At 61.8% G+C, this 18,823-nt stretch carries 15 protein-coding genes; 8 read left to right on the forward strand and 7 right to left on the reverse strand.

What is annotated here, in order from left to right:
- Nucleotides 1–67: 67 nt before the first annotated feature.
- Nucleotides 68–2,038 (forward strand): serine/threonine-protein kinase, encoded by a 1,971-nt coding sequence (locus GFJ39_RS10095; RefSeq protein ID WP_153431213.1) that lies wholly within the window; start codon nt 68–70, stop codon nt 2,036–2,038.
- A 9-nt stretch (nt 2,039–2,047) separates the two neighbouring features.
- Complete coding sequence (locus GFJ39_RS10100) at nt 2,048–2,518, forward strand: hypothetical protein (protein ID WP_153431214.1); 471 nt, start codon at nt 2,048–2,050, stop codon at nt 2,516–2,518.
- Between the two features lie 25 nt (nt 2,519–2,543).
- Here GFJ39_RS10100 and ftsY read toward each other — a convergent pair whose 3' ends face one another.
- From ftsY to dapF, 3 genes are read right to left on the reverse strand one after another with little or no spacing between them, the layout of a single operon-like run.
- Nucleotides 2,544–3,503 carry a signal recognition particle-docking protein FtsY gene (ftsY, locus tag GFJ39_RS10105; protein ID WP_153431215.1) on the reverse strand — a complete coding sequence of 320 codons (960 nt, stop codon included), beginning with the start codon at nt 3,501–3,503 and terminating at the stop codon, nt 2,544–2,546.
- A 60-nt stretch (nt 3,504–3,563) separates the two neighbouring features.
- A complete protein-coding gene (locus GFJ39_RS10110) occupies nt 3,564–4,787 on the reverse strand; it encodes a MiaB/RimO family radical SAM methylthiotransferase (RefSeq protein WP_153431216.1) in 1,224 nt (407 codons plus the stop codon).
- Nucleotides 4,784–5,560, reverse strand: coding sequence for a diaminopimelate epimerase (gene dapF, locus GFJ39_RS10115; RefSeq protein ID WP_153431217.1), 777 nt, complete (start codon nt 5,558–5,560; stop codon nt 4,784–4,786). Before dapF ends, GFJ39_RS10110 begins: the two co-directional genes overlap by 4 nt.
- Before the next feature lie 84 nt (nt 5,561–5,644).
- Here dapF and GFJ39_RS10120 point away from each other — a divergent pair, with 84 nt between their 5' ends.
- Complete coding sequence (locus tag GFJ39_RS10120; protein ID WP_153431218.1) at nt 5,645–6,295, forward strand: methyltransferase domain-containing protein; 651 nt, start codon at nt 5,645–5,647, stop codon at nt 6,293–6,295.
- A gap of 162 nt (nt 6,296–6,457) precedes the next feature.
- Complete coding sequence (locus GFJ39_RS10125; protein ID WP_153431219.1) at nt 6,458–8,287, forward strand: DEAD/DEAH box helicase; 1,830 nt, start codon at nt 6,458–6,460, stop codon at nt 8,285–8,287.
- Between the two features lie 68 nt (nt 8,288–8,355).
- Here the strand turns inward: GFJ39_RS10125 and GFJ39_RS10130 are convergent, their stop codons facing one another.
- From GFJ39_RS10130 to GFJ39_RS10140, 3 genes are read right to left on the reverse strand one after another with little or no spacing between them, the layout of a single operon-like run.
- Entirely contained in the window at nt 8,356–9,468 is a 1,113-nt protein-coding gene (locus GFJ39_RS10130; RefSeq protein WP_153431220.1) for a glycosyltransferase family 61 protein, read from the reverse strand.
- An 11-nt stretch (nt 9,469–9,479) separates the two neighbouring features.
- Entirely contained in the window at nt 9,480–10,358 is an 879-nt protein-coding gene (locus GFJ39_RS10135; protein ID WP_153431221.1) for a polyphosphate kinase 2 family protein, read from the reverse strand.
- Nucleotides 10,348–11,103 (reverse strand): SDR family NAD(P)-dependent oxidoreductase, encoded by a 756-nt coding sequence (locus tag GFJ39_RS10140; RefSeq protein ID WP_153431230.1) that lies wholly within the window; start codon nt 11,101–11,103, stop codon nt 10,348–10,350. Before GFJ39_RS10140 ends, GFJ39_RS10135 begins: the two co-directional genes overlap by 11 nt.
- 134 nt (nt 11,104–11,237) lie before the next feature.
- Here GFJ39_RS10140 and GFJ39_RS10145 point away from each other — a divergent pair, with 134 nt between their 5' ends.
- Both GFJ39_RS10145 and grxB read left to right on the forward strand, forming a co-directional pair.
- Nucleotides 11,238–11,852, forward strand: a complete 615-nt coding sequence (locus tag GFJ39_RS10145) for a YqgE/AlgH family protein (RefSeq protein ID WP_153431222.1) — start codon at nt 11,238–11,240, stop codon at nt 11,850–11,852.
- A 32-nt stretch (nt 11,853–11,884) separates the two neighbouring features.
- The gene (gene grxB, locus GFJ39_RS10150) at nt 11,885–12,538 is read left to right on the forward strand and encodes a glutaredoxin 2 (RefSeq protein WP_153431223.1); all 654 of its coding nucleotides are present in this window, start codon (nt 11,885–11,887) and stop codon (nt 12,536–12,538) included.
- An 82-nt stretch (nt 12,539–12,620) separates the two neighbouring features.
- On the opposite strand, the gene GFJ39_RS10155 is transcribed toward grxB, so the two are convergent.
- Nucleotides 12,621–14,828: a S9 family peptidase gene (locus GFJ39_RS10155; RefSeq protein ID WP_153431224.1), complete on the reverse strand. Its 2,208-nt coding sequence runs from the start codon at nt 14,826–14,828 to the stop codon at nt 12,621–12,623.
- Nucleotides 14,829–15,025: 197 nt separating this feature from the next.
- Here GFJ39_RS10155 and GFJ39_RS10160 point away from each other — a divergent pair, with 197 nt between their 5' ends.
- On the forward strand, nt 15,026–16,105 hold the full coding sequence (locus GFJ39_RS10160; RefSeq protein ID WP_153431231.1) for an aldo/keto reductase: 1,080 nt from the start codon (nt 15,026–15,028) through the stop codon (nt 16,103–16,105).
- A gap of 91 nt (nt 16,106–16,196) precedes the next feature.
- Complete coding sequence (gene clpB / locus GFJ39_RS10165; protein ID WP_153431225.1) at nt 16,197–18,797, forward strand: ATP-dependent chaperone ClpB; 2,601 nt, start codon at nt 16,197–16,199, stop codon at nt 18,795–18,797.
- Nucleotides 18,798–18,823 lie beyond the last annotated feature (26 nt).

Here is an 18,823-nt window from a genome sequence, read left to right on the forward strand (position 1 = left end):
CCAGCATTAACGAAGTCTCAATCCTTGTCCGGCACAAAAGACCGGATAGGGAAACAACGGGACTTCAATGGCCGACACTCAGGCAGATAACAGCCAGGAACTGCTCATCGCCGAGCGGTATCTGATCAGCCTGGACCGCAAACAGCCCGATCTCGGCGGCTGTGCGACCTATAGCGCCCAGGACGTGACGGCATCCGGGGCGTCCTATCTGGCCCTGGCTCCCTTTGCGCCTTCGCCCCGCCTTACGGAAATCATGTTCTTTCGTCATGAGAGCGTGATTCCGATCCACACCCATGAATACTCTCAGGGCGCTTTATGGCTGCTCTGTCCCCATCCCCCCGGTCCCTCGCTTGCAGAGGGGCTGGGAGTCTGGACGGAGAGCCAGTTGATCGACGGCGTCATCCGTCCGATGGCATCGCTTCTTCAGCGTCTGGAAGCGGAAAAGCTGACATGTCGCAGCATCCGCCCCGACAACCTGTTCGTCGGACAGGGGCTGCACAAGGTCGTTCTGGGGCCTCTGGGAGTAGCCGCTCCGGGTGAAAAACAGCCCGTTCTTTTCGAGCCCCTGTCTTCGGCGGTCTGCCGCCCTTCCGCCCGTGGCGAGGGGACGACGGACTGCGATGTCTTTTCGCTGGGAGTGGTAATTCTTGCGCTCGCTATCGGAAAGCTCCCTCTTGAGAGCCTCTCCGATACGGATATTCTCAGGCGGCGTTTTGAAGTCGGTACGCCCGCCGCCTACATGGACGGCCATAACGTGCCTGTCGGGCTGCGCTCGCTCCTGACGGCGATGCTCTCCGATGATCCCGTCAGTCGCCCCTCGCCGCGCGATCTTGTGACGATCGCACCCAGCAAGGTCTTTACGGTCCGTCCGGTCATTCCCGCGCGCATCGCCCTCATGATCGGTGGAAACGCCGTCTATACGCCGCAGGCTCTCGCCTGGTATGCCGGACGGTACCCGGCGGAATTTTCAGCATTGCTGCAAAGAAAAGTCGTCAGCAACTGGCTTGGCCGCGAACTCGAACTCTCTGTCATGGCGGGGCTGATCGAACAGGCAAGTGCCTCGTTTCTTCCGGCCGGTGGCAGCAAGGCGGTTGATCCTGCCACGATGGTCATCACGCATGCGATTTCCGTTCTCGATCCTGCCGCGCCCATGTTCTGGGGAGGGGCCTGGTTCTGGCCCGAGGCGCTTCCCCAGATGGTGGTGCAGGCAACGGTTCAGCCTTCCAGCCCGGATGAAGAGCGGACGGTTCGGAATATCCTGAGTTTCATGACGGCCAATCCCGATGTCTTCATGTCCGCCCATCTGCCTCAGCGGCAGAGCCATCAGATTACCGCTCTGTCCGTGGCGGCGCGACGTATCGGAACCAGGGGGGCGGATCTGGTCAGACGTTTTCCCTATGAACTGAACAAATTCCTGCCCTGCCTTTCAAAGAGATGTCTGGAGGCCAGGATTTCTCTTCCGGAAGGGCTGTTGCAATGGTTGAACCGGCATGTGGGAATTGAGGATCTGCCAGACGAGGCTCTGGGACGGAGCGGTTTTCTGGATGATCAGATGCGCTCCTTTCTTGAAGCGAACTGCGCGCGTCAGGGGATCATTCCGCTCTCCCAGTCGCAGAAAGCAGGGTTACCGGGTTGGCTCGCCGATCTGAGCGTACTCGCGGTTGTACAAAGGAAATTCGACAGGACGCCGCTCAGTTTTCTGGCGCAGAGGGCCTTGCCGCTTCTGGAAACGGAACTGCGCCAGTGGCGGAGCAAGACATCGCGCGCCCGACGGCGCGTGCGCCTCGGCAAGGCGGCGGAAGACGGAAATCTCGGCACGTTCCTGGCGACCGTCAATGATCCGACGGGTCTTCGACTGGATCAGCGCCAGGCCCAGGAAGCCGAGGCCGAAATGAGCAATCTGATGCGTGTTCTCGATGAAGCGCCTGAGCGCCGGGCGGCCAATGATCGTGAAGCACGTAATTCGGGAGAATTTTTTTCACTTCTGACGGGCATCGCCGTAGCGATGGTGAGTATCTGGCTGGAGTTCTGTCAGTGAGGAAAATCCATGGCGTCCGTTAGACAGGCAGAACCGGGATCGCTCCGGGCCCCGGGATTCCGCTGGTGGCACGGGATCATCATCGGGCTGCTGCTCTCTTATGTTCCTGGCAGCTTGCTGGTTGCAGGCGTTCTGCTGTTTCCTCTGGTCGCCCTGAAGCTTGTTGATCCCAATGCGGACGGTCAGCGGATCATGATCGTACTGTTCTATGTTGGCGCTGCCATGGTGCATCCGCTCCATGAAGCCTGGTTGGCCAACGGGGATTGGAAGACGTGTATCGCGCAGATCACGCAGCCCGTGACGCTGGCGCTGGACTGGCTTGCCGCGGGCGCGGCCTGGCTCGTGGCGGAAGCATCGGCCATTAGTGGCCGGCTCTGGAACGCGGAAATCGCGCGACGCGAGCGTAAATCCATTGAAAAACGCATCGCATATCTTCAGGAGGAATGGATGTCTTCGGACGAGGATGCGCCTGCGACCTGATCTGCAGGCCGCAGAATCCGGAGCCTTATGTGGAAGGTGTCTCGTCGGTTGAGGTTTCCATCAGTCTGGCCGCCAGATCGTTGGAGCCGCCCACCAGACCTTTCGCATATTCCTGAGCCGAGAAAGGACGCAGATCCTCGGCCTGTTCTCCGACACCGACCATGTGAACCGGCAGTTTGAACTGCTCCGCAAGTGCCACAACAATCCCGCCGCGGGCGGAACCATCCAGTTTGGTCACGATCAGTCCGGTTACATTCACCAGTTCACGGAAAACACGGACCTGTTCGATAGCGTTCTGACCGGTTGTTGCGTCCAGAACCAGCAGGACGGAGTGGGGGGCCGTCTCGTCGAACTTCCGCATGACGCGGATGATCTTGGCCAGCTCCTCCATCAGAGCGCCCTTGTTGTGCAGGCGCCCGGCGGTGTCGATCAGGAGCAGGTCGGTTCCGGCTTCGGTTGCGCGCTTGAGACCGTCATAGGCCAGACCCGCAGCATCGGCGCCGTGTTTGCCGGCGATGACGGGCACGTTGGCGCGCTTGCCCCAGACTTCAAGCTGTTCGACGGCAGCGGCACGGAACGTGTCGCCAGCCACCAGCATCACGGATTTGCCCTCTTCCGTATAGAGACGGGCCATCTTGCCGATGGTCGTGGTCTTGCCGACTCCGTTGACACCGACGACCAGAACGACATGAGGTTTCTTCTTCGGGTCGGGTTCGAAGGGAATGGCAACAGGTTCAAGGACGCGGGCGATTTCGGTCGCGAGGGTCTCGCGGATTTCGTCGCTGGTGACGTCCTTGCCGAAACGCGTGCGGCGAAAGCTGTCGATGACGCGCTCAGCCACTGCCGGTCCGAGGTCGGCGGCGATCAGTTCGTCTTCAAGGTCTTCGAGTGCTGTTTCATCCAGCCTGCGATGCGTGAAGACGGCGCCGAGGCGCGAGCTCGACCGCGAGAGACCCTGTTTGAGTCGTGAGAAAAATCCAGCCATGTACGGGAGTTCGGACAGCTCGGACTGAACGTCAAGAGGATCAAAGGATTTCGACGCTTTTCAGGAGCGTATTTCCGCCAGAAGTGTGCCGTTTTCCTGTCCCGTGGCCCGGACGGGAACAAAACTGCCTCGGGCCGGGGGCGAGACCGGTGTGTCGCCGGTCAGACGAACAGCGGCGAATTCCGGCGAATGGCCACGGTCAGGGGCTTCGGCGAGGATCTCGAATTCGGTTCCGACAAGTCGCTGGAGAAAGCGATCCCGGACAGTATCGCCCGCGCTCCGCAACCGGGCCGCGCGCTCCTGACGTGTGGCATTGGGAACGGAGGGCATTCTCGCTGCAGGGGTGCCCGGACGCTCGCTGTAGGGGAAGACGTGCAGGAACGGGATCTGTTGTTCCTGCACGAAAGACAGGGTTTCGTGGAAAAGAGCATCCGTCTCGGTCGGGAAGCCTGCAATCAGGTCGGCGCCGAACCCTGTTTCGGGGCGCAGGGAGCGGACACGGCGAAGTGTCGCGGCGACGGCTGCGGTGTTATGGCGGCGTTTCATGCGCTTGAGAATCAGATCCGATCCCGCCTGAAGGGACAGGTGCAGATGCGGCATCAGGCGAGGTTCGTTTTCCAGAAGCCACCACAGATCCCGGTCGCCGTTTTCGGCATCCAGAATGACCGGATCGATCGATGAAAGGCGCAGTCGCCGGATTCCCGTAACCTGTCGCAGCAGATCCCGGCACAGAGCACCAAGCCCGGTGCCATTCTGGCTGCTGCTCTCCTGGCCCTTCCAGGACGCAATGTCTACGCCGGTCAGGACGATTTCCTGATGTCCCGCTTCGACGAGCGCTTCAGCGCGTGCGATGGCTTCCGTGGCGGGCGTGGAGCGCGAGTCTCCACGTCCATAAGGAATGATGCAGAACGTGCAGCGATGATCGCAGCCCTGCTGGACCTGGAGAAGGGCACGGGCATGACGGGACGGTGGGACGCCTTGGTCTCGATCGCCCCAGATGGCAGGTTTGAGCTTGTCGGCATTGGGCACGACACGGACGACGCCCGGTAGTTCGGCCCATCGTTGCGGCGCGATATCCGAAGCACAGCCGGTTACGACGATTTTCGCATCCGGATTTTCGCGATGGGCGCGGCGGATGGCCTGCCGGGCCTGCCGTTCGGCCGTGGTGGTCACGGCACAGGTGTTGACGATGATCGTGTCGTCCTGCCTGCGCGCATGATGGGCCATGCCGTCGCTCTCATGGGCGTTGAGCCGGCAGCCGAACGTCAGGACGGACGCCGTCATGCGGTTGTCCCGTGAAAGACCGTGACGGCCGGCCCGGTCATGAGGACGTGACCATCCTGTCTCCACGTAATCCGCAGGTCGCCGCCATCCATCGTGACGGTGCAGGTCCGTTCCGTCAGACCACGTCGGACGGCGTTGACGACTGCCGCGCACGCGCCGGAGCCACAGGCCAGCGTGAGACCTGCCCCCCGTTCCCAGACACGCAGGCGCATATGGGTCGGCGAGAGGATCTGTGCGAAGCCGATATTGGCGCGTTCAGGGAAAAGGGCATCCCGTTCGAGGTCCGGTCCCAGCGTTTCCGCCCGGTCAGTATCGCCGAACAGCGTGGCGTGCGGATTGCCCATCGAGCAGGCAGCCGCGTCTTCATGCAGGGGCAGGGTCAGCGTGTCGCAGGAACGGGCGAGGGGGATATCCTGCCAGTTCAGTCCGGGCAGGCCCATATCCACCGTTACGAGCGCGCCGTCCCGTGTGGTAGGCAGGAGTCCGGCAGCCGTCTGAAGTGTCGGGGTACCTCCCACGAATGCGACCACGCAGCGTGAGGCGTTGCCGCAGGCTCCGGCTTCCGATCCGTCGGGATTGAAAAAACGGACCTGCACGTCCGCGCCCTCCCGTGTCGGGGCGCTTAGGAGAACGAGCTGGTCGCAGCCGATTCCGAAGCGTCTGTCGCAGAGACGGCGGATGGTCCCGGCATCAAGGGCGGGATCGGTGTCGCGGGCGTCGATGACGACGAAATCGTTGCCCAGGCCGTGCATTTTCGTGAAGGAAAGGCTCATGATGGTGCTTTCCATAAAGCATCGCGCGGGTTGACGCACGGGGAACATGCCCTCATGTCCGTGCTGGATCAGCAAGGAGTGACCATGAGCGGCCCGGAACAGCTTGAAGGACTGCACGCAGCGGCGTTCACGCGCGCCAACAGCGAGCCCGATACGATTTTCTTTGCGCAGCGCGTTCCGGATTCGCTGATGGATATGGGCGCGCGGACGGCCGTGACGGCTCTGTATCAGACGGCCCTGCCGGTTGGTGGTGCGGTGCTGGATCTGATGGCGGGCGCGCTCAGCCATTATCCCGAAGAAGCGACGTTCCAGCGTGTGGTTGGGCTCGGGATCTCCAAAGGCGCTCTGGATTCCAATCCCGTTCTGGGCGAGCGTGTGGTGCAGGATCTCAATGAAGTCACGGCGTTGCCGTTCGACGATGACAGCTTCGATGCGGTGACGCTGTGTGACGGACTGGCCTATCTGACGCAGCCTTTGGCCGTCCTGACCGAGGTCGTTCGTGTGTTAAAGCCCCGTGCGCCGCTGATTCTGACGTTTTCCGACCAGTTCCATGCCGCCAAGGCCGTAGCGATCTGGCAGGCGCTTGAGCCAGCGGATCGCGTGCGTCTGGCCAGTGTGCTGATGTCTCGCGCCGGGCTGGCCGAGCTGGATACCGGGGAAGTCGTCCCGCCTGAAGACCTGACGGCATGGCGCGATACGGTGCATGCGGTGATCGGGCGCAAGCCAAGGAACTGAACAGGGCAGGGACTGCGTCGCGGGTGCCGGACGGAGTGGGAAGAACAAGAAAAAGCCTTCCATACGTTCTTTCTGGCATTTTGGAGTGGAAGTCTTTATGCAGCGGCATTCCAGCCGCCGCATCCTGTCGTCGGCGTGACGTTTGCCGAGTGTTCATAAAATATGCCTTTTCCCGATACCCATCCTGCCCTCAAGCGCGCCCTTGAGGCACGTGGCTACGAACAGCTGACTCCTGTTCAGGAAGCCGTTCTGCAGCCGGGGCTGGACGAGCGCGACCTTCTGGTTTCCGCGCAGACGGGGTCGGGCAAGACCGTCGCCTTCGGCCTGGCCATCGCTCCGACCCTGCTCGGAGATGCCGATCGCCTTCCGCCGTCCCCTCAGCCCATGGCGCTCGTGATCGCGCCGACGCGTGAGCTGGCGCTTCAGGTCCAGTCCGAACTCAAATGGCTCTATGCCGAAACCGGCGCCCGCATCGCGAGCTGCATTGGCGGCACCGATGCCCGCAGTGAAGCCCGCGAGCTGAATCGCGGCGCCCATATCGTGGTCGGAACGCCCGGCCGTCTATGCGATCACCTGTCGCGTGGTTCGCTGGACCTGTCCGCCCTGCGCTGCGTTGTGCTCGATGAAGCCGACGAGATGCTGGACATGGGCTTCCGCGAGGAGCTGGAGCAGCTTCTCGATGCTGCCCCGGCCGAGCGTCGCACCCTGCTGTTCTCGGCGACGATCGCCCGCGAGATTGCGTCGCTGGCACGCCGTTATCAGAAGAATGCCGAGCGTATTGACACGGTCTCGGGTGCCAAGCAGCATTCCGACATCACCTATCGCTGTGTCATCACGCAGCCGCAGGAAATCGAGCGTTCGCTCGTCAATGTGCTCCGGTTCTATGAGAGCCCGACGGCGATGGTGTTCTGCAACACCCGCATGATGGTCAATCAGGTGCAGGCTGCCCTGCTGGAGCGGGGTTTCGCGTCCGTCGCGATTTCCGGCGAGATGGGCCAGAACGAGCGCAGCCGTGCGATCGAGAGCCTGCGCTCCGGTCAGGCCCGTGTCTGCGTTGCGACTGACGTTGCAGCCCGTGGCATTGACGTGCCGGCCCTGAGCCTCGTGATCCATGCCAGCATCCCGACGGCCGCCGAAACCCTGCTGCATCGTTCGGGCCGGACCGGTCGTGCGGGCCGCAAGGGCACCAGCGTGCTGATGGTTCCGCTGAACCAGCGCCGCCGGGCCGAGCGTCTGCTCCAGATGGCGAAGATCCAGGCGGAATGGGAAGCCGTTCCGACGGCCGATGCCATTGCCGAGCAGGACAAGACCCGTCTGATGGACGATCCGATCCTGACGAATGCCGTGGACGACATGTCTGACGAACTGGTCAACCAGCTCGTCGAGAAATACGACGCCACGAAGCTGGCGGCCGCACTCGTGGGTCTGTACCGGGCGCGTCTGCCGAAGGTGGAGCAGATCCGCCCGATGTCCGTCGAAGCTCCTCGCCGTACGGAACGCGGAGAGCGTGGCGAGCGCGCACCGCGTGAAGAGCACACCATGTCCGGCGAATGGTTCAAAATGGCCGTTGGTCGGACCGAGCGCGCCGACCCGAAATGGCTGATCCCGCTGATCTGCCGTCTGGGTGGCGTGCAGAAGCGCGAGATCGGCAGCATCCGCATCGATCAGGAACAGACCTATTTCCAGATCGCCGATGAAAGCGTGGCGCGCTTCAAGTCCTGCCTTGCCGGCGCGGAAGCGGACGAAGTGACGATCGAGCCGTCCGAAGCCCCTGCCGGTGGCATGGGGCCACGTGGTCGCAACCCGGGTGAAGGCAAGCGCTTTGGCGGCGGTGGCCGTTCGGGCGGTGGCTTCAAGGGCGGTCCGCGCGGTGGCGCAGGCGGCGGTTACAAGGGTCGTGGCGGTTCAGGCTATGGCCGTCCGAAGCCCGTTGCCGGTTCGCGTGGGGATGGTCCGAAGGGCGACGGTTCCAGCCGCAAGCGCCGTTCCTGATCCTCTTTCCCCGGATCTGACGGATGCCGAACCCCGCCTGAGACTGTCTCAGGCGGGGTTTCTCTTTTTCAGGAGCTATTTTTCAAGATCTGGGGGAGCCGCGCCACGAGATCCCGGACTCGGTTGAGAATTTCCGCGACAGGAAGCGGGATGACGGCGTTGTCCGTATGGTTTTCGCGTGTCGCTCCGGTTTCGAAGAGATCGGCCCAGTATCGCAGGTCTCCCTGTGCGGCCATGGCTGCGAAACATGGATTGACGTGATGGGAGGGCACAAGCTCGTAGACGAGTGTGCCGGGCCCGCACCATGCAATATTGGCCAGACCCGCGCCCAGCATCCCCATGACCATTTCCGCTTCGCCGAACAGACGGATCTGGTCCTTGAGGGAAAGGGTTTCGGGGCGGATGCGTTCGAAGCCCAGTGTTTCCAAGGCTTCTGCCAGAGTGCCTTCATTCGGGACATGTCTGTTGGCCGAGTGGCCGCGTTCGATATAGAGGCGTCGGTGCGGCCTGCCTGCCTCAATACCAACAGCCGCGCGGAGACGGGCATAGGCGGCGCGGGAAAGTCCGGAGGCTGCAAAATCCGCGCTGCCATTGACGAACGTCACATAGTCGAGCGCCCTGAATGCGTATTGTCGTCCCTGTTGCAGACGGAGATGGGTGTCTGAGGTGAGGCCAAAGAGTTCAAGTGTTTCGAACTGCCAGGGATGCATGTGTTCCGGCAAAACGAGGCGGAGCGGCAGTTTTTGCAGCGACAGCGCATGCAGGGTCGGGACGGTGTGCGCGACCCAGTGATAGTAATTCGCGGCCCAGTGATCGACGCAGGCTGCCGTGATGCCTTTGAAAGGCGCGCAGCGGATCAACTCCTCAGGCCGGAGCTTCAGGGCGCGAACGGCTTCGGGATCCTGAACATAGGCCGTCTCCGGGATCACCCGCCCCGCGTGAAGAAGCGTCATCAGCGGCTGGTCCAGTACGACATCGCGCAGGGCATACCGACTGACCGTGACCGGCATGCTGCTCCAGTTCACGAAGGGATTGCGTTCCGGGTGAGGCAGGTCCGGCACGTTCGGTGCCGGGAGCGCATGACATGTTTCAAGCACCGTCCCGTCCCGGGCGATATCCGTCAGACGCATCGGATTGGCGGGCGGCGACAGGATATGCCGGAGGCGGGTGAGAAACTGCATGATGATGAAGTTCAGACGGTTTTTGCCGCTCCCTTGAGAAGAGCCTGCTGGGCTTCCCTCAGAGGGTCAGACAGTTTCTGTTCCGGGTCTTTCAGATGGAGGCTTTCGAGCGTCTCCAGCAGGGCTTCGGCCACCAGCACCCTCGCCAGCCATTTGCGGTCCGCCGGGATAACGATCCAGGGCGCTTCCGGCGTGGCGGTCGCGCGGATCGCTTCCTCGTAAGCCGCGCTGTAATGCGGCCAGAATTCACGCTCTTTCAGGTCCGAAGGGCTGAATTTCCAGCGTTTTTCCGGATGATCCAGTCGCTTGAGGAGGCGCAGTCGCTGCTCTTCGGGGGAGATGTGGAGGAAGAGCTTGAGGACGATGATGTTCTGGCGGCGCAGATAGCTTTCGAAATTCCGCAGGTCCCCCAGACGGTGGTCCCAGAAATCAGGCAGATCCGGATTGAGTCCGCGCGCCCGGACCATATCCGGATGAACACGCTCAACCAGGACGTCTTCATAATGGCTGCGGTTGAAGATGCCGATTTCCCCACGGGAGGGAACGGCAACGTGGATGCGCCACAGATCGTCATGGCGGGTCGAGATGCCAACCGGAGCCTTAAAGGACGTGACATGCACGCCCTGCGGATTCAGGCCGGAAAAGGCATGACGGATCGCGCCGTCCTTTCCAGCAGTGTCCATGCCCTGAAGCACCACGAGGATGCCGTGCGTGGCATAGGCCGCGAGGCGCTGCTGAAGGACCGACATCCGGTCCACGCAGTCGCGGATCCGGGTGCGGGAACTATCCTTCTGGCGACCGAGCTTGTCGTTCGTGGCGATGGAGGACAGGCGGAATTTCTTGCCGTCCGTAATGCGAAGCTGTGGAGGGAGGCCGATTTCAACCAACATGACGGTTTACCGCAAGACCGCCGGATGCCTGGCAGACCGGCATCATTTCCAGATAATTGACATTCACGTGCCACGGCAGACCGATGAGCCAGGAGACCGTCCCGGCGATGTCCTCGGGTGTCAGAGGCGTCGTGTCCTTGTAGATGGCGGCCGCCTTGGCCTCGTCCCCCAGGCGCACATTGCTGAATTCGCTGCCACCACACAGGCCGGGTTCGATATTGGTCACGCGGATACGGGTGCCGAGCAGGTCTGTCCGCAGGTTCTGGGTAAACTGGTGCACGAAAGCCTTGGTCGCGCCGTAGACATTCCCACCAGTATAGGGATAGGTCCCGGCCGTGCTGCCCAGAGTGATGATGTAGCCCGTATCGCGCTGGACCATTCCCGGCAGAAGGACCCGGGTCAGTTCGACGACGCCCGAGACATTGGTGGCGATCATCGTTTCCCAGTTATCAGCCTCGGCATCCTGTGCCGGTTCCATGCCAAGTGCCAGACCGGCGTTGTTCACGAGGACGTCGATATCCTGCCACTCTTCGGGCAGCGCGGCGGGCAGGCTGCGCAGCGCCTCACGGTCGGTCATGTCGAGCGTGAAAGGCAGGACGCTCTCGCCCAGTTCATCCTTGAGTGCTTCCAGACGGTCCTTGCGGCGTCCGGTCGCAATGACGCGATGGCCTTCGCGGACGAGGCGTGTTGCGATCGCGTGGCCAAAACCCGCGGTGGCACCAGTAACGAGAACAGTGAGAGGCATGGCAATCTCCAGACAGACAGTCCGCACCCGGCAGGCGCGGTTCGGGGAACCCGGTTCAATGACATTGGATGTCATTAACACTCCTGAAGGCAAACGCTTGCAATACGGGAAGGGATGCACCCATGTTGGCAGGCATGAAGAAAACACTCGACGGACGCATTGACAACCTGACGGACTCCGCTCCTGCCGAACTCGGGCTGACGGGAAAACTTCTCGTGGCCGCCCCTGCTCTGGCGGAGACATTCTTCGAACGCACGGTCATCTATGTCTGTGCCCATTCTTTGCAGGATGGCGCGATGGGGCTGATCGTCAACCGTCGGCTGTCGCAGCCGGGTCTGGACGATCTTTTTGCCCAGCTTGGAATCGAACCAAGCCCGCCGGAGCGGCGGATCGGCGTCTGCATGGGCGGCCCTGTCGAGCATTCGCGGGGCTTCGTCCTGCATTCAGCGGACTGGGCCGGGGAAGGCAGTCTCGATGTCGATGGCCAGACGACCCTGACCGCCAGTCTGGATATCCTGCGCGAACTGGCGTCGGGTCAGGGACCGAAACGGGCGATGATGGCGCTTGGTCACGCGGCGTGGTCGCCGGGACAGCTTGAGCAGGAAATCCTGCGCGACAGTTCCTGGTTCGTGTCGCCGGCAACGGACGACATTGTCTTCGGGACAGATCATGCCCGGAAATGGCGGCAGGCGCTGGCGGCCATCGATATCGATCCTCTTCTTCTCTCAGCGTCTGTCGGGGAAGCCTGATCAATCCTCATCCTTCACAACAGGACCGCAGCATGAGCGCACCCCATATCCTTTACGTCTACGAACACTGCCCGTTCTGCACCAAGGCGCGGATGATTTTCGGGCTGAAGAACATTCCCTATGAGCAGCGCATCCTGCTCAATGACGATGTGGACGGACCGGTTCGCATGGTGGGCCGCAAGGTCGTGCCCATCCTTGAGGAAAACGGGACATTCATGCCCGAGAGCATGGATATCGTCGCCCATATCGACGGGATCGGAACCCCGGTTCTCACGGGAGAGACGCGCCCCGAGATCGCGGCCTGGCTACAGAAGGCGGGCAAGCCGCTCTATCGCCTGTTCCTGCCCCGCGCCGCCGCAACGCCTCTGCCGGAGTTCGCCACGACATCCGCGCGCGCGGGCTTCATCCAGCGCAAGGAGCCTTCCGTCGGATCGTTTAGCGCGCTGCTGGCGGACGGGACTCCCGAACTGGCGGAACTGAACGCGCTGCTGAAGGATCTGGCGGCCCTGATCCGTGCGCCGGATGCCGTCAATGGCGTGCTGTCCACGGATGACATCCACCTGTTCGCGCATCTGCACAGCATGTCGCTGATCCGGGGCGTTGTTTATCCACCCGAGGTCGAAGCCTATCGCCAGACCATGTCGAAACGGTCCCGGGTGGAACTGTTCGATGATATGGCGGTCTGATCCGGGCGTTTTCTGACCCGGAGTTCCTGCGAAAAAGGCCGGATCTGGCGATCCGGCCTTTTTGACGTCCGTGAGACGAGGATTATTTCCCGGGCTGAAGAACCGCGTGGAGGAACTGCTCCCGTCGCTGGGCCACGCGGGCGCGGATGACAGGATCGGGCAGCATGTGCGTGCCCGGCAGTAGGAGCAGGTCATAGGGTTTGCCGGCATGAAGCAGGGCCTGCGTCAGCTTCATGGTGTTTTCGAAATAGACGTTGTCGTCCGTGATGCCGTGCATGAGCAGAAGCGGCTGTTTCAGCGTGTTGGCATAGGTCAGGACATTGCTCTTGCGATAGCCTTCCGCATCGTCCTGCGGCTTGCCGAGATAGCGTTCTGTATAGGCCGTATCGTAATCCGCGAAATCGACCGGCGGTGCGCCCGCCACACCGACCTTGAACACATCCGGACGGCGAATGGTCGCCATGGCGGTGAAATAGCCACCAAAGGACCAGCCATGTACGCCGACGCGGGAGAGATCCATTTCATGGTAGCGCTTGCCAAGCGCCTGGAGCCCGTCCACCTGATCCTGAAGTGGCAGATCGATCAGGTTGCCCTTGATGGCCCGCTCGAAATCATGGTCTCGCCCCGGTGTTCCACGTCCGTCGAGCGTGACGACGATATAGCCCTGATTGGCAAGGCACTGGTCATCAAGATAGGACGTTGGCGTGTCATGCACCATTTTGGAGCCCGGCCCCGCATAGACGGACAGCACGACCGGATAATGTTTTGAAGGGCTGAAATTGTCCGGTCGGATGATGGCGGCGTCCAGATCCCGCGCTCCTGCGGTCGTGAACTCGACATGAACCGGAAGTTTCGGAGGCTGGGCCACGCCCGGAAGGGTTACGACGACATGACCTGCCGTATCCCGCACCAAAGTCTGGCGCGTGCCGGCGGCACTGGCGAACGTGTCCACCATGGCCGTGTGCGTCCCATTCGTGACGTGGATGTTGTGAATGCCGCGCTCCGTCACGAACGGCGTGACGGCTCCGGTTTTCAGATCGATATGAACGACCTTGTTGTCCAGCCGGTTGGCGCGGACGGTGGCCGTGAGTGTGTCATGTTCGGCGTCGTAGTCGTTGAGGGCGATATAGGACAGGCCGGGCGGCGTCAGGACCCGCTTGAGCGTTCCGTCCGGGGCATGGAGTTCGAGCTGCCAGTCCTTTCCGCGGTCTGCGGCCCAGAGAAAGCCTGCGTTGTTGTCAAGAAAGACGGGCAGGTTGTGGCCGCCGGACGCGGCGCGCGGGTCCAGTTCGATCCAGGCCGGGTCGGACTGTTCCAGGAGAACATGGGTGTTGGCGGTCGCGGGGTCGATCGTGAGAAGCTGTTCTTTCGTCTGGGCACGGTTGAGCAGGACGATGGCGAGCGGCCCGTTCTTCCGCCAGACTACGCGACCGAGATAGGGCCATGCCTCGTGATCCCATGAAATCCAGCGGATCGGGCCACCTTTTGCGTCCACGAGGCCAAAGCGCGTTTTCGCGTTGTTCGTGCCCGCGCGGGGATAGCGGAAGGTAACGGGCTCGGCCTGTGGGGCTTCGGGGTTGGTGATGTAGTGCTTTTCGACGTCGCTGTTATCGGCTTCCTCGAACAGGAGGGTCTTGCTGTCGGGAGACCACCAGGCGCCATCCGCACGTTCCAGTTCTTCGGCGGCGGCGAATTCGGCGAGGCCGTGGCTCAGAGTTTGGCTGCCCCCGGTCGTCAGGCGCGTTTCACGTCCGCTGACCAGATCGACACTATAAAGGTCATTATCCCGCACGGCGGCGAGGCTCAGACCGTCCGGCGAAAGGCGGGGCGCGATCCACTGACCCGCGACCGGCGTGACGCGGCCGTCATCCGTGGCGATGCGTTCAAGCCGGCCATCCTGTGAGGCGAGAACCGTGCCGCCGTCCTCGCTCATCTGGTAGTCGGTGATGCCGGACATGCTCTGGCGCGCCCGTTCGCGCCGGGCCTTCTCTTCGACTGACAGATGTTCCGGCCCCGATGCCGGTGCGGCCAGTTCATGAATCGAGTGGTCCGGCAGGTCGTAGCGGTAGAGATGCAGATGCGTGTCGAACGGCCCCGAACGCAGGAACAGGACGGAGTGACCGTCCGGCGTGACTTCCGCGTGGTTCGGCAGGCCAAGCGTTCCGTTCCGGGTTTTGGCGAGATTGAGCATGCAGGCGGCGGGATCTGCGGCTGCGGCAAGGCTGGGGAACAGCAGCGGGGACAGGACGGCGCAGGCCAGAAGGGCGCGACGAAGGGGATGTGACGGCATTGCATCTCCGAAAGGATGACGGCGGACAGGATTTTGACGTCGATCATGGACCGGGGCGCCGTTTGTGAACAGGGTTTCCGGGAAGGATGACGCAGCCGTCTCACGTTTTCGGGAGCGGGGGCGATTTTACCGGGACCGATCCCGGCCTCGTGTGTTCTGCATTGCGGTACGTCTCAGCAAGAAGGAGCCTGATGGATATGCAGTATCGTCAGCTTGGTCGCTCGGGCCTCAGGATTTCAGCACTCAATTTCGGATCGGTCACATTTGGCGGGCAGGGCAACTTTGCCGCCACCGGCAAGGTGGATGTTGCCGAAGCCACGCGGATGGTGGACATCTGCGTCGAGCACGGCGTGAACATGTTCGACACGGCGGATGCCTATTCCGGCGGCGAGGCCGAGGAAATTCTGGGTCGTGTTCTTCAGGGACGCAGTCGCGAACTGCTCGTGACCTCCAAGGTGCGTTTTCCGACGGGGAAGGGGCCGAACGAACAGGGTCTGTCGCGCCATCATATCCTCAATGCCTGCGAAGACAGTCTGCGTCGTCTGGGGCGCGATCACATCGACCTCTATTATCTGCATGAATGGGACGGCCTGACGCCGGTCGAGGAAACGCTTGAGGCGCTCCAGACCCTGCGCGATCAGGGCAAGATCCGGTATGCGGGTATTTCCAATTTCTCTGGTTGGCAGGCGATGAAGTTGCTGGGCGCAGCCGAGCGGGACCGTCTGATCGCGCCGGTCAGCCAGCAGCTTTATTATTCCCTTGAAGCCCGGGATGCCGAATACGAGCTTCTGCCGCTCGCCGTCGATCAGGGGCTGGGCGTGCAGGTCTGGAGTCCGCTGGCCTGTGGTCTGCTGACGGGGAAATACCGGCGCGGCAAGACGGCGCCGGAAGATTCCCGCCGGATTTCCGGCTGGCCGGAGCCCGAAGTCCGGGATCTGAAAAAGCTCTACGATACGGTCGAGGTTCTGGTGCAGATCGCCGAAGAGCACAGTGTTTCCGCCGCTCGTGTGGCGCTGGCCTGGACGCTGCACAAGCCGGGGATCACATCTCTGGTTCTGGGTGCGCGCAAGGAGAGCCAGCTTCTGGACAATCTGGCCGCCGCGTCGCTCCGTCTGACGCAGGAGCAGGTCCGCAGGCTTGATGACGTGAGTGCGCCTGATCTGATCTATCCGTACTGGCATCAGAACCGCAATGCGTTCGACCGTCTTTCCAAAGCGGATCTCGTTTTGCAGGGACCCGCAAAACGTCTTCGCGTGGCTCTTGAAACGAAAAAATGACTGCCTAAATATTAATCACAGGCCGCTGCTTTCGGGGGCGGCCAGACATATCAATGCCGCCATAACGGGGCATGCGAGGACTTCAGAGATTATGGACATTCAGAATTTTACCGAGCGCAGCCAGGGCTTTCTTCAGGCCGCACAGACCATTGCGCTTCGGGACTACAACCAGCAACTGACGCCGGAGCATCTGCTCAAGGCGCTGCTGGATGATGAACAGGGTGCGGCATCCGGCCTGATCCGTGCCGCAGGCGGCGATCCGAAGGTCGTTCAGACCGCCAATGACGCAGCCCTTGCAAAACTGCCGAAAGTTCAGGGTGCCGGTGCCGGCCAGCCGCAGATGACGCCGGATCTGGCGCGTCTGCTCGACGCCGCCGAATCCGCTGCAAAAGTCGCTGGTGACAGCCATGTCGCGCAGGATCGTCTGCTCGTGGCGATTGCTGCCAGCCACACGCCTGCGGGCAAGGCGCTCGTGGATGGCAAGGCCGGGGCGCCTGCTCTGGAACGCGCTGTTGCGGAAATCCGTAAAGGCCGGACTGTGACGAGTGCTTCGGCTGAGAACACCTTCGATGCCCTGAAGAAATATGCCCGTGACGTGACCGCTGTCGCGCAGGCGGGCAAGCTTGATCCGGTCATCGGTCGTGACGAGGAAATCCGCCGGACCATTCAGGTTCTGGCCCGTCGCAGCAAGAACAACCCGGTCCTGATTGGTGAGCCGGGCGTGGGCAAGACGGCTATTGTCGAAGGTCTGGCACAGCGGATCGTCAACGGCGACGTGCCTGAAGCTCTGCGCAACAAGAAGCTGATGTCGCTCGACATGGGCGCGCTGATCGCAGGTGCGAAATATCGTGGTGAGTTCGAGGAGCGTCTGAAAGCTGTTCTCAAGGAAATCGAGACGGCTGAAGGCGAGATCATCCTCTTCATCGACGAAATGCACACGCTGGTCGGTGCCGGCCGCTCCGATGGGGCGATGGATGCATCCAATCTCATCAAGCCGGAACTGGCCCGCGGCACGCTGCACTGCGTGGGTGCGACGACGCTCGATGAATACCGCAAGTATATCGAGAAGGACGCAGCTTTAGCTCGTCGTTTCCAGCCGGTCTTCGTGGGCGAGCCGTCCGTTGCCGATACGATCTCGATCCTGCGTGGCATCAAGGAAAAGTACGAGCTGCATCATGGTGTCCGCATTACGGACAATGCCATCGTTGCGGCAGCGACGCTTTCCAACCGCTACATCACGGACCGCTTCCTGCCGGACAAGGCGATCGATCTAATCGACGAGGCTGCCAGTCGTCTGCGCATGCAGATCGACAGCAAGCCGGAAGCGCTGGACGAACTCGACCGCCGCATCATCCAGCTCAAGATCGAGCGTGAAGCTATCCGCAAGGAGGACGACACAGCCTCGAAGGACCGTCTGGTCGCGCTCGAGGCTGAACTGGCTGATCTTGAAGAGCAGTCCGATGCGATGGGTGCTGAATGGCATGCCGAAAAGGATCGGGTGAACGCGATCCAGAAGCTGAAGGAACAGCTCGATACGGCGCGTTCCGATATCGACGTGGCGCAGCGTCAGGGTGATCTCGGCAAGGCGTCAGAGCTGAGATATGGCCTGATCCCGAACCTTGAGGCCCAGATCGCCAAGGCTCAGGAAGAGGAAGATGCCTCGTCGAAAAGCGGACTGTTCGCCGATACCGTGACGGATCAGGGCGTGGCTTCGGTCGTCTCCCGCTGGACCGGTGTTCCGGTGGACCGGATGCTCGAAGGCGAGCGCGCCAAGCTGATCCGCATGGAAGATACGCTGCGTGAGCGTGTGGTCGGGCAGGAACAGGCACTGGTTGCCGTTTCGAATGCTGTCCGCCGGGCACGCGCCGGTCTTCAGGACCCGAACCGCCCGATCGGCTCGTTCCTGTTCCTTGGCCCAACGGGCGTTGGCAAGACCGAGCTGACCAAGGCTCTGGCGCAGTTCCTGTTCGATGACGAAAAGGCCCTGCTGCGGATCGACATGAGCGAGTTCATGGAGAAGCACGCGGTCTCCCGTTTGATCGGCGCCCCTCCGGGCTATGTCGGTTACGATGAAGGTGGCGTGCTGACTGAGGCTGTCCGTCGTCGCCCTTATCAGGTGATCCTGTTCGACGAGGTGGAGAAGGCCCATGAGGACATCTTCAACATCCTGCTTCAGGTTCTCGATGACGGACGTCTGACGGACGGGCAGGGGCGTGTGGTGGACTTCCGCAACACGATTATCGTCCTGACCAGTAATCTCGGTTCTGAAGTGCTGGCCAATCTGCCAGACGGTGAATCCGTGGATGAAGTCCGTCCGCAGGTCATGCAGGTTGTCCGCAACCACTTCCGGCCGGAGTTCCTGAACCGTCTGGACGAGATCATCCTGTTCTCCCGCCTGCAGCGCAAGGACATGGACCGGATCGTCAAGATCCAGATCAGCCGTCTGCAGAAGCTTCTGGAAGATCGCAAGATCGACCTGGAACTGGACGAGAAGGGAACCGAGTGGCTGGCCGCGGCAGGATACGATCCAGTCTATGGTGCTCGTCCGCTCAAGAGGGTCATCCAGCGCAGTCTGCAGAACCCGCTTGCAAGCCTGCTGCTTGAAGGCAGCATCCATGATGGGGAAACGGTCAAGGTTTCGGCCAATGACAAGGACCTCACGATTGATGGGAAAGCTGTTTCCGCAGACTGACCCCCGTCAAAACCGGTTTCGGTTAG

Origin of the sequence: Gluconobacter aidae (assembly GCF_009547075.1) — a bacterium.
GTDB lineage: Bacteria > Pseudomonadota > Alphaproteobacteria > Acetobacterales > Acetobacteraceae > Gluconobacter > Gluconobacter aidae.

What these genes read in the sequence shown, in the direction of transcription:
- GFJ39_RS10095 (WP_153431213.1), top strand. Translation starts at nt 68, where the DNA reads ATGGCCGACACTCAGGCAGATAACAGCCAGGAACTGCTCATCGCCGAG.
- GFJ39_RS10100 (WP_153431214.1), top strand. Translation starts at nt 2,048, where the DNA reads ATGGCGTCCGTTAGACAGGCAGAACCGGGATCGCTCCGGGCCCCGGGA.
- ftsY (WP_153431215.1), bottom strand. Translation starts at nt 3,503, where the DNA reads ATGGCTGGATTTTTCTCACGACTCAAACAGGGTCTCTCGCGGTCGAGC.
- GFJ39_RS10110 (WP_153431216.1), bottom strand. Translation starts at nt 4,787, where the DNA reads ATGACGGCGTCCGTCCTGACGTTCGGCTGCCGGCTCAACGCCCATGAG.
- dapF (WP_153431217.1), bottom strand. Translation starts at nt 5,560, where the DNA reads ATGAGCCTTTCCTTCACGAAAATGCACGGCCTGGGCAACGATTTCGTC.
- GFJ39_RS10120 (WP_153431218.1), top strand. Translation starts at nt 5,645, where the DNA reads ATGAGCGGCCCGGAACAGCTTGAAGGACTGCACGCAGCGGCGTTCACG.
- GFJ39_RS10125 (WP_153431219.1), top strand. Translation starts at nt 6,458, where the DNA reads ATGCCTTTTCCCGATACCCATCCTGCCCTCAAGCGCGCCCTTGAGGCA.
- GFJ39_RS10130 (WP_153431220.1), bottom strand. Translation starts at nt 9,468, where the DNA reads ATGCAGTTTCTCACCCGCCTCCGGCATATCCTGTCGCCGCCCGCCAAT.
- GFJ39_RS10135 (WP_153431221.1), bottom strand. Translation starts at nt 10,358, where the DNA reads ATGTTGGTTGAAATCGGCCTCCCTCCACAGCTTCGCATTACGGACGGC.
- GFJ39_RS10140 (WP_153431230.1), bottom strand. Translation starts at nt 11,103, where the DNA reads ATGCCTCTCACTGTTCTCGTTACTGGTGCCACCGCGGGTTTTGGCCAC.
- GFJ39_RS10145 (WP_153431222.1), top strand. Translation starts at nt 11,238, where the DNA reads ATGAAGAAAACACTCGACGGACGCATTGACAACCTGACGGACTCCGCT.
- grxB (WP_153431223.1), top strand. Translation starts at nt 11,885, where the DNA reads ATGAGCGCACCCCATATCCTTTACGTCTACGAACACTGCCCGTTCTGC.
- GFJ39_RS10155 (WP_153431224.1), bottom strand. Translation starts at nt 14,828, where the DNA reads ATGCCGTCACATCCCCTTCGTCGCGCCCTTCTGGCCTGCGCCGTCCTG.
- GFJ39_RS10160 (WP_153431231.1), top strand. Translation starts at nt 15,026, where the DNA reads ATGCAGTATCGTCAGCTTGGTCGCTCGGGCCTCAGGATTTCAGCACTC.
- clpB (WP_153431225.1), top strand. Translation starts at nt 16,197, where the DNA reads ATGGACATTCAGAATTTTACCGAGCGCAGCCAGGGCTTTCTTCAGGCC.